The organism is Peristeroidobacter agariperforans, from assembly GCF_004138335.1.
GTDB lineage: Bacteria > Pseudomonadota > Gammaproteobacteria > Steroidobacterales > Steroidobacteraceae > Steroidobacter > Steroidobacter agariperforans.
Map to the genome: position 1 here is coordinate 1646613 of NZ_RYFW01000002.1, position 16572 is coordinate 1663184.

At 62.2% G+C, this 16572-nt stretch carries 16 protein-coding genes; 7 read left to right on the forward strand and 9 right to left on the reverse strand.

The annotated features are described in order from the left end of the window. Positions 1-13 precede the first annotated feature (13 nt). A complete protein-coding gene (locus tag EK373_RS20880; protein ID WP_129645620.1) occupies positions 14-2233 on the reverse strand; it encodes a xanthine dehydrogenase family protein molybdopterin-binding subunit in 2220 nt (739 codons plus the stop codon). Further along, the gene (locus EK373_RS20885; RefSeq protein ID WP_129645621.1) at positions 2230-2685 is read right to left on the reverse strand and encodes a (2Fe-2S)-binding protein; all 456 of its coding nucleotides are present in this window, start codon (positions 2683-2685) and stop codon (positions 2230-2232) included. Before EK373_RS20885 ends, EK373_RS20880 begins: the two co-directional genes overlap by 4 nt. 210 nt (positions 2686-2895) lie before the next feature. Here EK373_RS20885 and EK373_RS20890 point away from each other — a divergent pair, with 210 nt between their 5' ends. Together EK373_RS20890 and EK373_RS20895 are read left to right on the forward strand one after the other, a co-directional pair. Next, complete coding sequence (locus EK373_RS20890) at positions 2896-3750, forward strand: class I SAM-dependent methyltransferase (protein ID WP_198683480.1); 855 nt, start codon at positions 2896-2898, stop codon at positions 3748-3750. Between the two features lie 3 nt (positions 3751-3753). After that, complete coding sequence (locus tag EK373_RS20895) at positions 3754-5139, forward strand: APC family permease (RefSeq protein ID WP_198683481.1); 1386 nt, start codon at positions 3754-3756, stop codon at positions 5137-5139. On the opposite strand, the gene EK373_RS20900 is transcribed toward EK373_RS20895, so the two are convergent. From EK373_RS20900 to EK373_RS20910, 3 genes are read right to left on the reverse strand one after another with little or no spacing between them, the layout of a single operon-like run. Then, complete coding sequence (locus tag EK373_RS20900; protein ID WP_129645622.1) at positions 5120-5890, reverse strand: ThuA domain-containing protein; 771 nt, start codon at positions 5888-5890, stop codon at positions 5120-5122. The two genes, EK373_RS20895 and EK373_RS20900, sit on opposite strands and share 20 nt — an antisense overlap. Before the next feature lie 12 nt (positions 5891-5902). After that, entirely contained in the window at positions 5903-6514 is a 612-nt protein-coding gene (locus EK373_RS20905) for a TetR/AcrR family transcriptional regulator (protein ID WP_129645623.1), read from the reverse strand. After that, complete coding sequence (locus EK373_RS20910; protein WP_129645624.1) at positions 6514-6948, reverse strand: hypothetical protein; 435 nt, start codon at positions 6946-6948, stop codon at positions 6514-6516. The genes EK373_RS20905 and EK373_RS20910 overlap by 1 nt, the downstream gene beginning before the upstream one ends. 183 nt (positions 6949-7131) lie before the next feature. Between EK373_RS20910 and EK373_RS20915 the strand changes: the two genes are divergently transcribed. Together EK373_RS20915 and EK373_RS20920 are read left to right on the forward strand one after the other, a co-directional pair. Continuing rightward, positions 7132-9219 carry a TonB-dependent receptor gene (locus tag EK373_RS20915; protein ID WP_198683482.1) on the forward strand — a complete coding sequence of 696 codons (2088 nt, stop codon included), beginning with the start codon at positions 7132-7134 and terminating at the stop codon, positions 9217-9219. A 98-nt stretch (positions 9220-9317) separates the two neighbouring features. Beyond that, a complete protein-coding gene (locus EK373_RS20920; protein WP_198683483.1) occupies positions 9318-10919 on the forward strand; it encodes a tetratricopeptide repeat protein in 1602 nt (533 codons plus the stop codon). Between the two features lie 2 nt (positions 10920-10921). On the opposite strand, the gene EK373_RS20925 is transcribed toward EK373_RS20920, so the two are convergent. Next, positions 10922-11758 (reverse strand): 5'-3' exonuclease, encoded by an 837-nt coding sequence (locus tag EK373_RS20925; RefSeq protein WP_129645627.1) that lies wholly within the window; start codon positions 11756-11758, stop codon positions 10922-10924. 126 nt (positions 11759-11884) lie between these two features. Between EK373_RS20925 and EK373_RS20930 the strand changes: the two genes are divergently transcribed. Next, on the forward strand, positions 11885-12571 hold the full coding sequence (locus tag EK373_RS20930; RefSeq protein WP_129645628.1) for an HAD-IA family hydrolase: 687 nt from the start codon (positions 11885-11887) through the stop codon (positions 12569-12571). A 79-nt stretch (positions 12572-12650) separates the two neighbouring features. Then, on the forward strand, positions 12651-13361 hold the full coding sequence (locus tag EK373_RS20935; protein WP_129645629.1) for a glutathione S-transferase N-terminal domain-containing protein: 711 nt from the start codon (positions 12651-12653) through the stop codon (positions 13359-13361). A gap of 5 nt (positions 13362-13366) precedes the next feature. Here EK373_RS20935 and EK373_RS20940 read toward each other — a convergent pair whose 3' ends face one another. Together EK373_RS20940 and EK373_RS20945 are read right to left on the reverse strand one after the other, a co-directional pair. Further along, positions 13367-14524 (reverse strand): enoyl-CoA hydratase/isomerase family protein, encoded by a 1158-nt coding sequence (locus EK373_RS20940; RefSeq protein ID WP_129645630.1) that lies wholly within the window; start codon positions 14522-14524, stop codon positions 13367-13369. Positions 14525-14534: 10 nt separating this feature from the next. Next, positions 14535-15665: a zinc-binding dehydrogenase gene (locus EK373_RS20945; RefSeq protein WP_129645631.1), complete on the reverse strand. Its 1131-nt coding sequence runs from the start codon at positions 15663-15665 to the stop codon at positions 14535-14537. Between the two features lie 155 nt (positions 15666-15820). On the opposite strand from EK373_RS20945, the gene EK373_RS20950 reads away from it, so the two are divergent. Then, positions 15821-16054, forward strand: coding sequence for a hypothetical protein (locus EK373_RS20950; RefSeq protein WP_129645632.1), 234 nt, complete (start codon positions 15821-15823; stop codon positions 16052-16054). 62 nt (positions 16055-16116) lie between these two features. Here EK373_RS20950 and EK373_RS20955 read toward each other — a convergent pair whose 3' ends face one another. Then, positions 16117-16434: a DUF3574 domain-containing protein gene (locus EK373_RS20955; protein WP_198683485.1), complete on the reverse strand. Its 318-nt coding sequence runs from the start codon at positions 16432-16434 to the stop codon at positions 16117-16119. Between the last annotated feature and the right edge of the window lie 138 nt (positions 16435-16572).

Below are 16572 nucleotides of genomic sequence, written 5' to 3' on the forward strand. Positions count from 1 at the left end.
TGGGCCTCTGAAGCTACGCTTTCAATGATGTCGCCGTGACGGGCAATTTGCGTAGCCGCTGCCCAGTGGCAGCAAAGATCGCATTGGTCAAAGCCGGCGCGATCGCCGACGTGCCGGGCTCGCCAATGCCGCCGGGCGCATCGTTGCTCTTGACCATGTAGACCTCGATGGCGGGCGCTTCGTTGATTCGCATCACGCGATAATCGGTGAAGTTGTTCTGCTGCACGCGGCCTTTGTCGAAGGTGACTTCATTCCAGAGCGCGGCGCCGAGACCGAAGACGACGCCGCTTTCGATCTGCGCAATGACCGTGTCGGGGTTGACGATCTGCCCACAGTCGACCGCGCACACCACGCGATGGACCTGCACCTCGCCATCGGCGCCGACAGAAATCTCAGCGACCTGACTCATGTAGCTGCCGAACGCGAACTGCACTGAGATGCCGCGTCCCACGCGCCGCCCTTCAATCGCGCGCAGGGGTTTGGACCATCCCGCTTTGTTGGCGGCGAGATCGAGCACGGTGCGCATGCGAGGCTGATCTTTCAACAAGCCCTGCCGGTAGGCGAGTGGATCCTGCTTGGCGGCCGCGGCCAGTTCGTCGATGAAACTTTCGACGACCCAGATGTTATGCGTCGCGCCCACACCGCGCCAGAAAGCGGTCGGTACCGGCGACTCGTGCCTGACATACTCGACACGCACATTGGGAATGGCATAGGGCTGATCTTTCGCGCCCTCGACGGCGTCGGCGTCGATGCCATTCTGAACGGCTGCGGGTGCGAAGCGCGCCATGATGGAAGAGCCAACAATGCGGTGAAACCAGCCCACGGGCAGGTACTTGTCGTCGAGGCCCGCGGACATGCGATCGAGATAGTAAGGACGATACATATCGTGCTGGATGTCGTCCTCGCGCGAATAAACGACCTTCACCGGTCCACGCGCCTGCTTGGCGATCTCCACCGCCAGCGCAATGAAGTCGGTCTCGAGCCGCCGACCGAAGCCGCCGCCGAGATAATGATTGTGGACGCGCACTTTATCCAAGGGCAGGCCGGTCAACTTGGCGGCAGTGCCTTGAGCAAGCGCGGGCACTTGGGTGCCAACCCACAGTTCGCACAGCCCATTGCGCAAATCGACGGTGCAGTTCATGGGCTCCATCGTGGCGTGCGCGAGATAGGGCATTTCGTAGATCGCTTCGATCTTGCGAGGCGCCGCGCCAATGGCCTTCTCCGTATTGCCGTCGTTACGCGCGACGGCGCCTTGTTTCTCTGAAGCGGCACGCAAGCCAGCCACCAGGCTTGCCGTCGTGAGCGTGGCGTTCGGGCCTTCGTTCCACTTCGGCGAGAGCGCGGCGAGTCCTTGCTTGGCGGCCCACATGTGATCTCCGAGCACAGCGAGCGCGCGGTCGAGCTTGATCACCTGACGAACGCCCTTGACGGCCATCGCTTTCTTGTCCTCGACCGCCTGCAACTTGCCACCGGGCACCGGCGAGATTGCGATGGCCGCGACACTCATGTTCGGCAATCTCACATCGATGCCGAACTGCGCCTTGCCGTCGATTTTGTCGGGCGAGTCGAGTCGATGGTGCGCCTTGCCGATGAGTGTGAAATCTTTCGGCTGCTTCAACGCGACGTCCTTGGGCACGGGAAGTTTGGCCGCCGCGTCGACCAGTTCGCCGTACTTCAGTGATCGATTGCTGCCTTGGTGTGTCACCACACCATTGCGCGCGGTGCAGGTGCTGGGGTCGACCTTCCACCGCTGGGCCGCTGCGGAGACGAGCATGGTTCGCGCGGTGGCGCCCGCCTGGCGCAGGGGGTTCCAACTAGCGCGAATCGATGTGCTGCCGCCGGTGACCTGACCGCCCAGCAATGGATCGCCAAAGCGTTCGTTGTCCGCCGGCGCCTGTTCCAGCTTCACCTGCTGCAGATCGACTTCCAGTTCCTCGGCAAGCAGCATGGGCAGGGAGGTGAACGTTCCCTGGCCCATTTCCACTTTGTGGATGATCAAAGTCACCGCGCTGGCGCGATCGATGCGAATGAACGCATTGGGCTCCAGGCCCGACGACTCTTGTGTCATCGCGCGGGTGGCGTGGCCGACAGCCGCCTCCGGCGGCTTCTCGTTGCGAGACTGTTCCGCACCGAAGCCGGGCAATGCAAATCCGAGCAGCAGGCCGCCGCCACCTTGCAGAAACCGTCGTCGAGAGGTGCTCTGTTCGCCGAGCGCGCGGACGACTGCGTTCATGTCGACTCCGCCGCACGTTTGATGGCGGTGCGAATGCGTCCGTACGTGCCGCATCGGCAAATATTCCCAGCCATCGCCGCATCGATGTCGGCGTCCGACGGCCGCGGCTTGGCGGCGAGCAGGGCGGCGGCCGCCATGATTTGCCCGGACTGGCAATAACCGCACTGGACGACGTCAGCCTCACGCCACGCGGTCTGCACTCTGCGACCGACCGGATCCTGGTCCATCGCCTCGATGGTGACAATCTTTTTGCCGACGACGGCCGCAACCGGTGTGACGCAGGAAGGAGTGGGTTGGCCGTCGACGTGCACCATACAGGCGCCGCAAGCGGCGATCCCGCAGCCAAACTTGGTCCCCGTCAGTCCGATGACGTCGCGCAGCGCCCATAGCAGGGGCATGTCGGGCGGCACATCGAGGGAATGGGATTTGCCATTGACGGTGAGCGCGGGCATACAGACTCCGTGACGACGCCAAAGCTGGCGAGGCCGGCACAAGGACGGACCGTGTCGCAGGCTGGTTCCTGGTTTTGCCGTGGCGTGCGCGAAGTACTGAGCCTACGATGCGCAACCTGAGCGCCACGACAGTCAATCGATGACGCTCTTGTCGGTGAACTTTCCTGGGCCGCACCGCGTTGACTCAGATCGTCCGAGGGAGGATCAAACATGCCGATGTCGACTCGTCATCGTTTGCAATGTGCCTGGAGTCTCGGGCTGCTGCTGGTCGGCGGCGTCGCCGCTCAGGCGCTCGGCGCCGGGACCTCACGCGAGGACTGCGAAAAATCATACAAGCCTTCCACCGGCCAGCCCGGCAAGGACGTGGTCTGGGTGCCGACCAACGATCCGCTGGTCACGCGCATGCTCGAGATGGCGCAGGTCGGTAAGGGCGATCTGGTGTACGACCTGGGCGCCGGCGACGGCAAAATCGCCATCGCGGCCGCGAAACAGTTCGGCGCTCGAGCCGTGGGCGTGGAATACAACCCCGAAATGGCGCAGTGCCTGGTCCGCGCCGAAGGGGTCGACGACAAGGTCAAAGTCATCCAGGGCGACATCTTCGAGACGGACTTCAGCGCCGCCAACGTGGTCACGCTGTACCTGCTGCCGGAACTGAACCTGAAACTGCGGCCCACGATACTGAAAATGAAACCGGGCACGCGCGTCGTGTCGCATTCGTTCCTCATGGACGACTGGCGCCCGGATGAAAGCTCCGTGTCCAGCGACGGCTCGGCTTATCTGTGGATCGTTCCTGCCGATGTTTCGGGCAAGTGGACGTTCAAGCAGCAGCGCGGCAATGACAGCTTCGACGTAAATCTGGTGCAAACATTCCAGAAGCTGTCCGGCAAGGTGGGCAAGGGCAGCGACGACATCACCAATGCCGAGGTGCGCGGCAACCAGGTTGAGATGATGTTTTCGGAGGGCGATGTCCACACGCGCCTGAAAGGGGAGCTGAAAGGCAATCGCATCGAGGCGCAGGTCACCCGCAACGACGCGACCGCCACCTACGTCGGTACGCGTAGCTAGCGCATGAGCATGTCCCTCGAAGGCGATCGAGCATCAGAGGGATTTGCAGCGCCGCTGACCGCCCGGGGCGTTCCGACCCCGACACTGAGCGTCTTCGATGCGACCATGATCACGGTCGGCATCGTGATCGGCGCCGGGATTTTCCAGACGCCGTCTCTGGTCGCCGGCATCGCGGGCTCACCGGCGCTGATGTTGTGGGCGTGGGTTCTGGGCGGCGTGCTGTCATTGATCGGTGCGCTCACGTATGCGGAGCTGGCCGCGACCTATCCGAGCGCCGGCGGCGACTACACCTTTCTCACGCGCGCCTATGGCAAGAATGTGAGTTTTCTATTTGCCTGGGCGCGCAGCGCCGTGATCTGCACCGGCTCGATTGCCTTGCTCGGCTTCATTCTCGGGGACTATCTCACACGCCTGTTCAGCCTCGGCGAATATTCCTCAGCGATGTACGCGGCGCTGGCGGTGGTGCTGTTGACGATCATCAACCTCATCGGGCTGCGCGGCTCCTCGCGAATGCAAAATGCACTGACGTTGATCGAGATCACGGGCGTGCTGTTGGTCGCCGTGGCGGGGATGACGCTCGAATCGTCGGCGCCTGTCGCGGCCGCGGCGTCGTCGGAGGGAGCGGGCGCGTTCGGCCTTGCAATGGTCTTCGTGTTACTGACGTTCGGTGGCTGGAATGAAGCGGCGTATGTCTCTGCCGAGGTTCGTGGCGGGCCGCGTGCGATTGTACGGGCCCTGGTCATTGCGATCGGCATCATCACGCTCGCCTATCTGATCTTCGTCGCCAGCGTCCTGCAGGGCCTGGGCTTCGAGCAGCTCAAGTCCAGTCAAGCCGTCGGCATCGATGTGATCGAGCGAGCGTTGGGGCCGTTGGGCGGTCAGCTGCTCGGCGTGATCGTCGCCATCGCGGCGTTGACTTCGATGAATTCGACCATGATCGTCGGTGCGCGCAGCAACTATTCGGTGGCGCAGGACTGGTCGGCGCTGCGCTTCATGGGGCAGTGGCAGGGCGAGCGTCATGCACCCGTCGTGGGCTTCATCGTTCAGGCCGCGGTCGCGCTGGCGCTGATCGTGTTCGGCGCGCTGGAGAAGGATGGTTTCTCCACGATGGTTGAATTCACCGCGCCGGTATTCTGGTTCTTCTTCATGCTCAGCGGCATCGCGTTGCTGGTGCTGCGTCGGCGAGATCCGGAGCGCCCTCGACCGTTTCGCGTGCCGCTGTATCCAGTGCTTCCGCTGCTCTTCATCGCGACCTGCGCCTATCTGCTCTATTCGAGCATCACTTACGCACAGTCGCAGCACGCGAGTTACGTCGCGCTCGTCGTGATGATCAGCGGTGCGCTCGTGCTGCTGGGCTTGCGCCTTCGTCTCAAAGCTGCGGCTTCGTGAGGCCTTTGCCGGTCGCGGCCCAATAGATGCCGCCGTACAGATGATGCGTGAAGAACGGGTCTGAGTAGGTGGCCGGCAGATGTCCTAGCGCTGTGTAGAAGGCGCGTCCACCGTCGTACGGTTGATACCAGCTGATCGGGTGCAGCGGCGCCGATTTGGCCTCGGTTCTGCGTTGCGCGGACGGCTCATACGTGGACTCATCCACCGACAACAGATACTTCAGCGCCGGCGAGCGAGACGCGTCGAACTCATACCATTCCTCGGTCGCGAGGAAGCGCTGTGCGAAGCGCTCCATGCCGGGAAAGTCGCGGCTCTCCACGTTCACCATCGCGGTTTGAATGGCGGGATGGCGACGGAACATGTGCCCGACCATCTTGGTGTACCAGGGCCATTGATATTCGGTGTCCGCGGCGCTGTGCACGCCGACGAAGCCACGACCCTGGCGGATGTAGCGCTCGAACGTGGCTTGCTGCTGATCGTTCAATGCGTCGCCGGTCGTGAGCAGGAACACGACGGCGGCGTGCTTGGACAGCTCCTCGTCCTTGAACAGACGATTCGGATCTTCGGTCCAGAACACGTCGAAGTGGTGCAGCTTGCCGAGCTGCCGGATCGCGGTCACGCCTTCATTGATGGCCTCGTGATGCCAGCCCGCGGTCTTGCTGAATACTGCGACACTGAACTGCTGCGCAAACGTGATCGGCGCGATCAGGCAGCCGAGCACAGCCAACCACCAGACTCTCGAATGTTTCATAGGTAATGGCCTTCAAGTCGCGCTCAGCGCGCGCTCGATGAACGTTGTGATGTTATGAACCAGTTTTGCCCGATTGATCTTCTTGCTGTCGGCGATGGCAGCATCGACACCGCCGTGCAGGGCGTGAAAGAACATGACCGCAGTGGAACGAGGCTCCTCGGCGAGCCAGGCGCCGGCGCGGGCGCCGTTGTCCAGCAGCGTCGTCAACTGATCGATCACCGAATTGCTGCTCATCGCGTGCCGATCGTACGGCTGGGTCTCGTGGAAGATCACGTCGTGCAGCCGGACATTGTCGAGGTAGCCCTCGATGAGGGTTCTCACCCAAGCTTGCAGCTTCGGGCGCCAACGCTCCGGGCCGCAACTCTCCATGGCGAGTTCGAGACGCTCCAGGAAGCCGGCGACGAACCTTTCCTGGAGCGCATGGAGCAGCGCTTCCTTGGAAGGGAAGTATAGATAGAAGGTGCCCTTGGCGACGTGCGCGGCGCTCGCGATGTCATCGATGCTGGTCGCACCGATGCCTTTGTCCAGAAAGAGCTGTTGAGCGGCGTCGAGCAGTTCTTCACGACGCAGCTCGGCAGGCTTGGTTCGGGGGCGGCCCCGCGCTCGAACCGGTGCTGCCGTCACTACGCGACACCGGCAAGCGTGGCTTCGACGGCGGCTCGATTGAACGCCAGATCGTGGGGGCGGAACGCCCGCGCCTCGAGCCAGCACAGTGCGGTGCTGATCGATGCGAACGTCGCCGTGGGGATGCCGAAGAACTCGTGCGTCCCCATGTGCGGCATCTTTTCATAATGAGCGCAGGGGATGACGGAGGCGAGGGCGACGACATTGCGTCGGATCTGGCGGCGCTGTGCATCGAGCCACCAGCTCAATACACGGTCGCGTTCCGTCAGCAGCCCTTCGTCGCAGGCACTGAAGATCTGCAGGGCCGCGAATGGCTCGTTCCAGCTCAGCCAGTCGCGCCAGCGCTCGGCGACTTCGCGCAGGTCGTCCTGCAAGGTATTGCTATCGATGATGGAAACGACCAGCGGCCACTGACTCACATCGTGCTGTGTCATGGGTAAATAATGACTGGCGGTCAGTCAGTAGTCAATCAAATGCGAACGGCTCGCATTTGATGCGACTCGAGCGTATGCTTCGCGCCGCACCCCTCTGAGCGACCACCCGCCGGCATGTCGCGACCTCCGTTCGTGCGCAAACCTGTCGGGAGATCGATTGTGGTCGGGAAAGAATACGTTGCCGTGTCCGCACTGGTCGTGACGGCATTCAGTGGCAATGTGCTCGCGGCGGACGCCGGCGGCGCGGAGCTGGAAGAGGTGATGGTGACCTCGAGCCGCATCGATCGGCCGCTGAGCACCATTCCCAACACCGTGACAGTCATCAGCCCGGTCGAGCTCGGGCAGCAGCTGGCCATCCACAACGACATCTCGACCGTGCTGGGCAATCTGATCCCGAGCTTTTCGCCGAGCCGTCAAAAGATGACCAACGCCGGCGAGAGCCTGCGCGGTCGCAAGCCGCTCTACATGATCGATGGCATCCCGCAGTCGAGCCCCCTGCGCGAGGGCGGGCGCGACGGACACATCATCGACTCCGCCGTGCTGTCGCGGGTCGAAGTGCTCCACGGTGCGAATGCCATCCACGGTCTGGGCGCCTCGGGCGGCATCATCAACCTGATCACCAAGCGGCCCTCGGAGAAGTTCGAGCAGAACGTTCGGGTCGACAGCACCTTCCAAACCGAGGATGTGGGCGAGAGCGCGGATTACGGCGTCACCTACAGTCTCTCGAATCGCTTCGGCAATGCCGACGTGCTGGCGAGCTTGAGCTATCGCGAATCCGGCATCTCCTACGACGCCAATGGCGATGTGATCGGCTCCGACAACACGCAGGGCGACACGATGGACTCGCGCACCCTCAACGCGTTCCTCAAGACGGGATTCGACTGGGACGATCAGCGCGTCGAGCTGATGTTCAATCGCTACGACATCGAGGGCAACAACGACTGGATTTCGGTGCCGGGCAGTGTGTCGAACGGGGTGCCGAGCACGGCAGTAAAAGGTTACATCGAGGGCGAGGGCGCTCGTAACAGGGTGACGAATCTCGCGCTGACTTACACCAACGAGGTGTTCCTCGGCCAGAACCTCAAAGCCCAGCTGTTCAGCCAGGACCTGGAAGCAACCTACGGAGCCGAGGCCACGCCGCTCGAAACGTTCCAGGATCCCGCTTACGGTCCGAACCTGATCGATCAGTCGCAGAACAACTCGGAGAAGCAGGGCCTCAAGGTGACCTTGTCGAAGCGAGATGTTGCAGGAGTGCCGATCACGCTGGTGTACGGCTTCGACGTGCTGATCGATGAGACCTGGCAGGAGCTGATCCTGACCGGTCGCAGCTGGGTGCCGAAGTCGCGCTACGAGAATTACGCGCCATTCCTGCAAGTCGATTACACGGGCATCGATCGACTCACGGTGACCGGCGGCGTGCGTTATGAGAAAGCGAAGCTCGAGGTCGATGACTTCACGACCCTGGCCTCTGCAGGCAGTCGTTTCGTCCGTGGCGGCGAGCCGGATTTCTCGGAGACCCTGTACAACATCGGCGCCACCTATCGATTGACCGATGCATGGCGTGTGTTTGCCAATCGCGCTGAAGCGTTCTCCATGCCTGATGTGGGCCGCGTGCTTCGAGGCATCAATATTCCCAATCAGAGTGTCGAGAGCTTTCTCGATCTGAAGCCGGTGCTGACCCGCAATGCCGAAGTCGGCCTCGAATTCAAAAGCTCGGCATTGGACGCACAGGTCGCATACTTCCGCTCCAACTCCGATCTGGGCCAGCGCCTGCAACGGGGCAACGACGGCATCTACACGGTCCAGCGCGAGAAGACGGAGATCGACGGTTTCGAGTTCCGCACCTCGTGGCGTGCGACGGACGCCGACACGTTCGGTGTGCGCTATGCGCAGACCGACGGTCGCTATGACTCCAACGCCGACGGCCGCGTCGATTCGGATCTCGGCGGCGCCAACATCGCGCCCGATCGCGTGAACGTGAGCTGGGATCGCGCCTTGACGCCGTCCATCACGTCGCGGTTGCAGGTGAATCATCTGTTGGACCGTGACTTTGAGAATCGCGCCGGGGTCACGATCAATGAGTTCGACGGCTATACGACCGTCGACCTGAGCGCAGATCTTGCGGCCCTCGGCGGCACCTTTACCGCGGCGGTCCAGAATCTGACGAATGAGGACTATTTCACCTACTACTCGCAGACCAGTCCGCTCGACGTGCGCTATTTCAAGGGAATCGGCCGCACCTTTCGCGTGCTCTACCAAGTGGGTTTCTGAGGCTCGCCGACCCATTTGACCATTGCATCCGGCGCGCGGAGCGCCCAGGCTAGCCCCCAAATACAACGACGGGGGCGAGCATGGCGATGCGGCCGGACATGCGAAAAGCGTTGTTACCGATGGCGTGGCTGGCAGCCGTGGCGAGCGCCGCCGAGCATGATCATGCCTCGTTGGGCAAGGTCAACTTCCCGGTGTCCTGCTCGGCGCCGGCGCAGCAGCAGTTCAATGGCGCCATTACGCTGCTCCATCACATGACTTACCCGCAGGCGCGCCAGGCCTTCGAACAAATCACCCAGGCCGAGCCGGGCTGCGCCATGGCTCACTGGGGCGTGGCGATGACGTTGTTTCAGCCATTGTGGCCGACGCGTCCGAACGCCGCCGCGCTGTCTCGGGGATGGGACGAGGTGCAGAAGGCCAAGGCGCTGCAATCGAGCCCGCGTGAGCTGCAATTCATCAACGCAGCGGAAGCGTTCTACACACAACCCGAATCGACTGATTACTGGGCGCGAATACGCCGTTGGGAACAAGCTTCGCGCCAGGCCTACGAAACATTGCCCGGCGACGACGAAGCGGCAGCCTTCTACGCGTTGTCCCATCTGGCGACGACGCCCGCCGGCGGCAACCTTCGAGAACATGCCGACGAGTCGGCGGCGATTCTGCTCGAGGTGTATCGGAAGCAGCCGGACCATCCGGGGGTGATGCACTATCTCGTGCACGCCAACGATGTGCCCGGGCGAGAGCGGGAGCTCTTGGAAATCACCAGAAAGTACGATTCGATCGCGCCCGACAATCCACATGCGCTGCACATGCCGACGCACATCTATACGCGCCTGGGCGATTGGGACGGCGTGATCAAAGGCAACCTGCGTGCCGCCGATGCCGCGTTGTCACATCCAGCGGGCGAACAGGGCGAGCTGGTTTGGGACGAGTTCGCTCACGCCATCGAGTATATGGTCTACGCGTATCTGCAGCAGGGCGCGGACAGCGAAGCAGCAACGCAGCTGCACCGATTGCAGAGCACGCCGCGAATGGAGCCGACATTCAAGACGGCATTTCATCTCGCTTCCACACAAACTCGCTACGCGCTGGAACGGCGCGATTGGACTGCAGCGTTGCAGATCGAGCCACGCATGCCGACGTATCTCGATTGGGATCGTTTCATGTGGGCCGAAGCGACGGCGAGATTCGGCCGGGGTCTCGGTGCGGCTCATCTCGGCAAGAACGAAGAGGTGCAACTCGCACTGACGCGGCTCGATGAGCTGGAAGGCGTCGCACGCAAGGCCGGTGAGGATTTGTTCGCTCGTAATATCAACGTGCTCCAGCTCGAACTGGCTGCGTGGTCGGCGCATGCTCGAGGACAGGAGGCGAAGAGCATCGAGATCATGCGGCAGGCGGCCGAGCTGGAAGTCGCGACCCCGAAACATGCCGTGACGCCCGGGCCGACCGTGCCTGCGTACGAACTGCTGGGTGACCTGTACAGCGAACAAAAGAAACCGACCGAAGCACTCGCGGCCTATCAAAAATCGCTGCAGTTGTACCCGCGACGTTTCAACAGTCTGCTTGGCGCGGCCACGGCGGCGCGCGCCAGCGGCGATACCGCAAGGGCGCGTGCGTTCTACTCACAGCTGCTTGAGCTCGCGGCGCCGGATTCGCCGCGAACGGCGGTCAAGGACGCCCGGCAGTACGTCACCAAGCGATAGTTTCAAGCGATGATCTTTGCTGCCGCTTTCCGGCAGCGTTCGAGTAATCGCGCATCGCCGGATTGTTCGGCATAGGCAACGAACTCTTCCTTTGGGCCGCGCCACTTGATCGCGTCGACGTTGTCGAACAGCGGTGCGTCCGTTCGCAGCGTTGCGAGACGCTTGAACAATAATGCTTCTTCCCAGCGCCCCGCGCCGAGCACGTCAGCGGGGAATTTCTCGATTGGCCCATATTTGTTCACGAGACGCGCGGCGCCCACTTTGCCGATGCCTTCGAGTCCGGGATAACCGTCGGCGGTATCGCCCACCAGCGCCAGAAAATCCGGGATCAACGCGGGCGGCACACCGAACTTGTCCTGCACGTCCTTGGCGTTGCGGATCGCCTTGCCTTTGCGATCCATCTGCACGATGCGATCTTCTTGCACGCATTGGGCGAGATCCTTGTCCGGCGTCCAGATACAAATCTTCTCGACGCGAGGATCCAGGGCGGCGAGGTGGGCGGCGGAAGCCAAGGCATCATCCGCTTCCAGCTCGACCATTGGCCAGGTCGCGACACCCATAGCTACGAGCGCGCGCTCGAGCGGATGAAATTGGGCCCACAGCGCCGGCTCGATGCCTTCGCCGGTTTTGTAGCCCGCCCACAGTTGGTTGCGAAACGACTCGATGACGTGATCGGTCGCGACGCCGATGTGAGTCGCGCCTTGTTCGATCAGCTCCAGCACCGTGTGCAACACGCCGTTGGCCGCGCCGAGCGGCTTGTCCTGCCCCTTGTTGAAGCGGCGCAGGCCATAGAAATGGCGGAACAGCTCGTAGGTGCCGTCGACGAGGTGGATGATCATGGGTTCGCCCGAGCAGATTTGGACGGATAGTCTGACACAACGGACTTGCCCGTGACCGGGCAAGCCCGGGCGTCCAGCCGACACGGTGTGCTAACGTACACCGTGATGCTGGAGACCCGCGCTGGAATGACTCAATTCGATGCTTTGTTCGATGGCCGCTCGTTTGCGGCGATCTTGTTCGACATGGATGGCACGCTGCTCAGCTCCATTGAGGCGGCGGAAAGAGTCTGGACCCGCTGGGCCGCGCAATTCGGCATCGACGCCCGCACGTTCCTGCACGGCATTCACGGCCAACGCGCCGTCGACTCGGTGCGTCAGCTGAATATTCCCGGTATCGATCCCGTCGCCGAGGCGAATGCAATTACGCTCGCGGAGATCGAGGATGTCGAAGGCGTGCGCGCGATTCCAGGCGCGCGCGAGTTCGTCTCGAAGTTGCCTGAAAATCGCTGGGCCATCGTTACCTCAGCGCCACGAGCGCTCGCGGTTCGGCGGCTCGCAGCGGCGGGATTGAAGCCGCCCTCCGTCTTCATCACCGCGGAGGATATTCCCAGAGGCAAGCCAGATCCGGCGTGCTATCAACTCGCCGCGCGACAGCTCGGGGGGACCGCCGATGATTGCGTGGTGTTCGAAGATGCAGCTGCCGGAATTCGTGCCGGAGAAGCAGCGGGAGCGCCGGTGGTGGTAATCACCGCTACACATCAGCACCCCATGGACACTCCTCATCCCACCTACGTGGATTACAACGCCTTGGACGCCACAATCCGTCCAGACGGTCGCTTGCAGATCGGTTCCCGATCACCACGGAAAATCTGACATGACACTTATTCCGGCGTCGCGGTCTCGCGCAGCGCCCGGATAGTGCGACAATGACGGCACTAGAGAGGACACCGTCATGCCAGATTTTTCAGCGTTCCCCGTCACCAGGAAGTGGCCGCCCCGACATCCCGACCGGCTGCAGCTATATTCGTTGCCGACGCCGAACGGCGTGAAGATTTCCATCGCGCTGGAAGAAATCGGGCTGCCGTATGAGGTGCATCGGGTCAGCTTCGACACCAACGATCAGCTGACCCCGGAATTCCTGTCGCTGAACCCGAACAACAAGATCCCGGCGATCATCGATCCGAACGGCCCGGGCGGCAAGCCGCTGGCATTGTTCGAGTCGGGCGCCATTCTGATCTATCTGGCCGACAAGACTGGCAAGCTGATCCCGCAGGATCCGATCCTGCGCTACCAGACCATCCAGTGGCTGATGTTCCAGATGGGCGGTATCGGGCCGATGTTCGGCCAGGTCGGCTTCTTCCATAAATTCGCCGGCAAGGAGATCGAAGACAAGCGGCCGCGCGATCGTTACATCAACGAATCCAAACGCCTGCTCGGCGTGCTCGACAAGAACCTGGAAGGCAAGAGTTGGATGATGGGCGATCAATACAGCATCGCCGACATCGCGATCTTCCCATGGGTGCGCAACCTGGTCGGCTATTACGAGGCGGGCGAGCTGGTGGGCTTCAAGACCTTCCTCAACGTGCAGCGGGTGCTGCACGCATTCCTGTCGCGGCCAGCGGTCGAGACCGGTTTGAATATTCCGCCAACGCCGAAGAAGTAACGCCGCTAGAGATCGGCGAGTGGATGCCGGCCGTAGGGCCAGACGGGCGCAGCGAAGTGCCCGTCGATCCATTGCGGCGTGATCTCTTCCATCGTGCGCGGTTGCCACTTCGGCTTACGGTCCTTGTCGATCAGCAGCGCGCGTATGCCTTCCGCGAGGTCTGGCCGAGCACAGCATTGAAGTGTAACGATGAGCTCGAGCCGGAATGCGTCGGCGAGGTCTAGTCCGCGCGTGCGTCGCTGCAGTTCGAAACCCAACGCGGCTGAGGTCGGCGATCCTGCGGCCAGTGTGGCCGCCGCGCGTCTCAGCCAATCCTCATCGCCGTCATATCGAACGATCCGAGACACCATCTCCTCGACGGACTCGCCGCGGCAGAATGCTTGGATCTCTTGCTCATAGGCTTTGAAGTTGGACGCCGGCATGACTCCCGTCGCCTGACTCGCAAACTCGCGGAGCAGGGCAGAGAGCACCTCCCGATTTTCGCTCGGATCGGTCGTCCACATCGCCCTCGGCATGCGCGCGAACAAGGTGTCCCTGTCGGTGGATCGCAAGAAATAATCGGCGAGGCCGCCCACAACTGCGTCGCGACCGTTGATCTGCACGCCGGTGAGCGCCATGAACAGTCCGGTGCGAATGGGCATGCGCTGTAGAAACCAGCTCGCGCCCACATCGGGGAACAATCCGATCGTCACCTCCGGCATGCCGATGCGAGAGGTTTCGGTGACGACGCGATGACTCGCGCCGGCCATCAAGCCGAGCCCGCCGCCGAGCACGATGCCGCTGCCCCAGACGAGCAACGGTTTCGGAAAGCGGTAGATCGAATAATCCAACCGATATTCGTCGGCGAAGTAGGTCAGCGCCACGGGGTTGGGCGCTGTGTTCGGGTGTTCCTTCAGCAGTTGGTAGAGGCTGCGAATGTCGCCGCCAGCGCAGAACGCTTTCTCGCCGGCGCCGTGCAGGATCACGCACGCGATGTCCGGATCCGCGGCCCAGCGTCGCAGCTGAGCATCGAGCAGCCTGATCATGTCGTGCGCCAGCGCATTCAACGCCTTCTCGGCGTTGAGCTGGGCGAAGCCCAGGCGAGGTCCATGTTGCGTGGGAATTTCTTCGAAGCGCACGCAGGCGCTTTCGGCGTGCGCCGAGGGGCGGAAACCAGAATTCATCGGTGGACTATCAGGAACCTTTGTGCGGATTGATCAGGTACTTCTCACCGGTCGCCCGCCGGTTGTAAGCCTGGATCACTTCGGGTTGCAGAGCCTCGATCAATGAGATCTCCGCGGTGTAATGACTCGCGAACGTGGTCTTCAGCTCGGCCACGATGCGCTCGCGCAGCTTCTGCGTGGCCTGCGGACCGATCTTCTCCAAGAAGAAGGTGAGCAGCCAGCCGCCAACACCCCACGCCATGCCGACGTTGCTGCGATCGATTTCGATCGGGCGAGTGTCGAGCACGCCATAGGTGTACACCTGCTTGTGCACGGGCGAGCCGTAACGGTTGTAGGTCGTGATCTTGCGATTGATGGCGGCTTCCATGGCAATCAGAATCTGATTGGCGAGCTTGCCGCCACTGATGGCGTCGAACGCGAGCGTGGCTCCGGTCGCTGCGACGGCGTCCGTGAGTTCTTCCATGAACTTCGGCGAGGTGCTGTCACAAATGTACTTCGCGCCGAGCTTGCGGAGTGTTTCGGCCTGCTCGGCGCTGCGCACGATATTGACGAGCGGGACGCCGTCCTTCAGGCAGATCTTGTTGAGCATCTGCCCGAGATTGGATGCGGCGGCGGTGTGAACGAGCGCAGTGTGATTTTCCCGGCGCATGGTTTCGACCATGCTGAGCGCGGTGAGCGGATTGACGAAGCAGGATGCGCCTTCGGCGGGCGTCGTTCCTTCGGGTAGTGGGAGACACGCCGCAGCTTTCACGACCCGATACTGCGCGTACATGCCGCCACCGAGCGCGGCGACGGTTTTGCCAACGAGCTTCTGAGCATCGGCGCCAGCTTTGACGACGACACCGGCGCCTTCATTGCCAACGACCATGGATTGATCGATGCGAGGCGCCACGCCGGTCATGAGTTCGGGTGCAATCTTCGCTGTCAGCGTTGGGCTGTCAGTGGTGCCGCCGGCTTTGGCCGTGGACATGTCAGCCGGGCCGAGCAGCAGGCCGAGATCGGAAGGATTGATCGGCGACGCCAACACGCGAATGACGACTTCGTCCGCTGCCGGCTCGGGAATCTTCGCCTGACGCAACGACAGCTGCAACTCGCCGCCGGCGGTGATCAGGGATCGAAGCTGCAGATTGGACTCGCTCATGGAAGCACTCGCGGACGTCAATTTGGACTCGCAGGTTACACCACCGCACGACGCCGGCGCACCCGCGGATGAGGGATACGCGATTTGTACCGACAGGCGAACCAACTCAAGTTCGCGGCCGTTACCGAGGCGTGCTCACGGCGTCGGAGGGTTCCATGACAAGCAAGCGCAAGAATTCGCTGGTGGCAAACATCAATCGCCGCAAGCGCGCGGGGAAGAGCCGGCCGAAGTCGCGCTCGTCGGTGAGCAAAGAGTCGTACGATCAGATGCAGAAGGGGTGGCCGAAGTCGGGGAAGAAGAGGGCGGCGCGGAACAAGGCGACGTCCCAAAAGAAAACGGGGTCGCGAAAGAAGAAGGCGGGAAAGAAGAAGGCGGGGAAGAAGAAGTGAGGTTGCGGTATCGACGAAACTAGAGACAGTCCGCGGTCGACAGCGCTTCTTCGACTTTTTCCCTAAAAGGACACGCACGACACATCGTCGATGCGCAAGACGGATTCCTGCCGGAACCGCTCTTTGTAGTCATGACGGATCTCATCCACCAGCTTGCTGCTGGGGATGCTGAAGGGATAGAGCAGGATGAGTAGCTTGGAGCCTTCTTTGACGATGTTGCCGGCGGCATCCTTGAACTGGCCATTGCCACTAAGCAGCGTCAGACCCTCTGGGAATCGCGGCGTCACCTTGCTATCGATGAACTGCTTGAACTCCAGCTCGGTGACATCCGGCGCCCCGGTTCGGGACAAGCCGAACAGCAGCTCAGTGCGAGCGAACATCTGACTTTCGAGAACACGAGTGCACAGCCGCTGTTCGGACCCAGGACGCTCGTCCCCGGGTGGCGCCTTCGCCGGCGCTGCGACAGCAGTATGCGAAGAGGAGACGATGCAGCCAAACATCAAACCAAGGTGGATGAA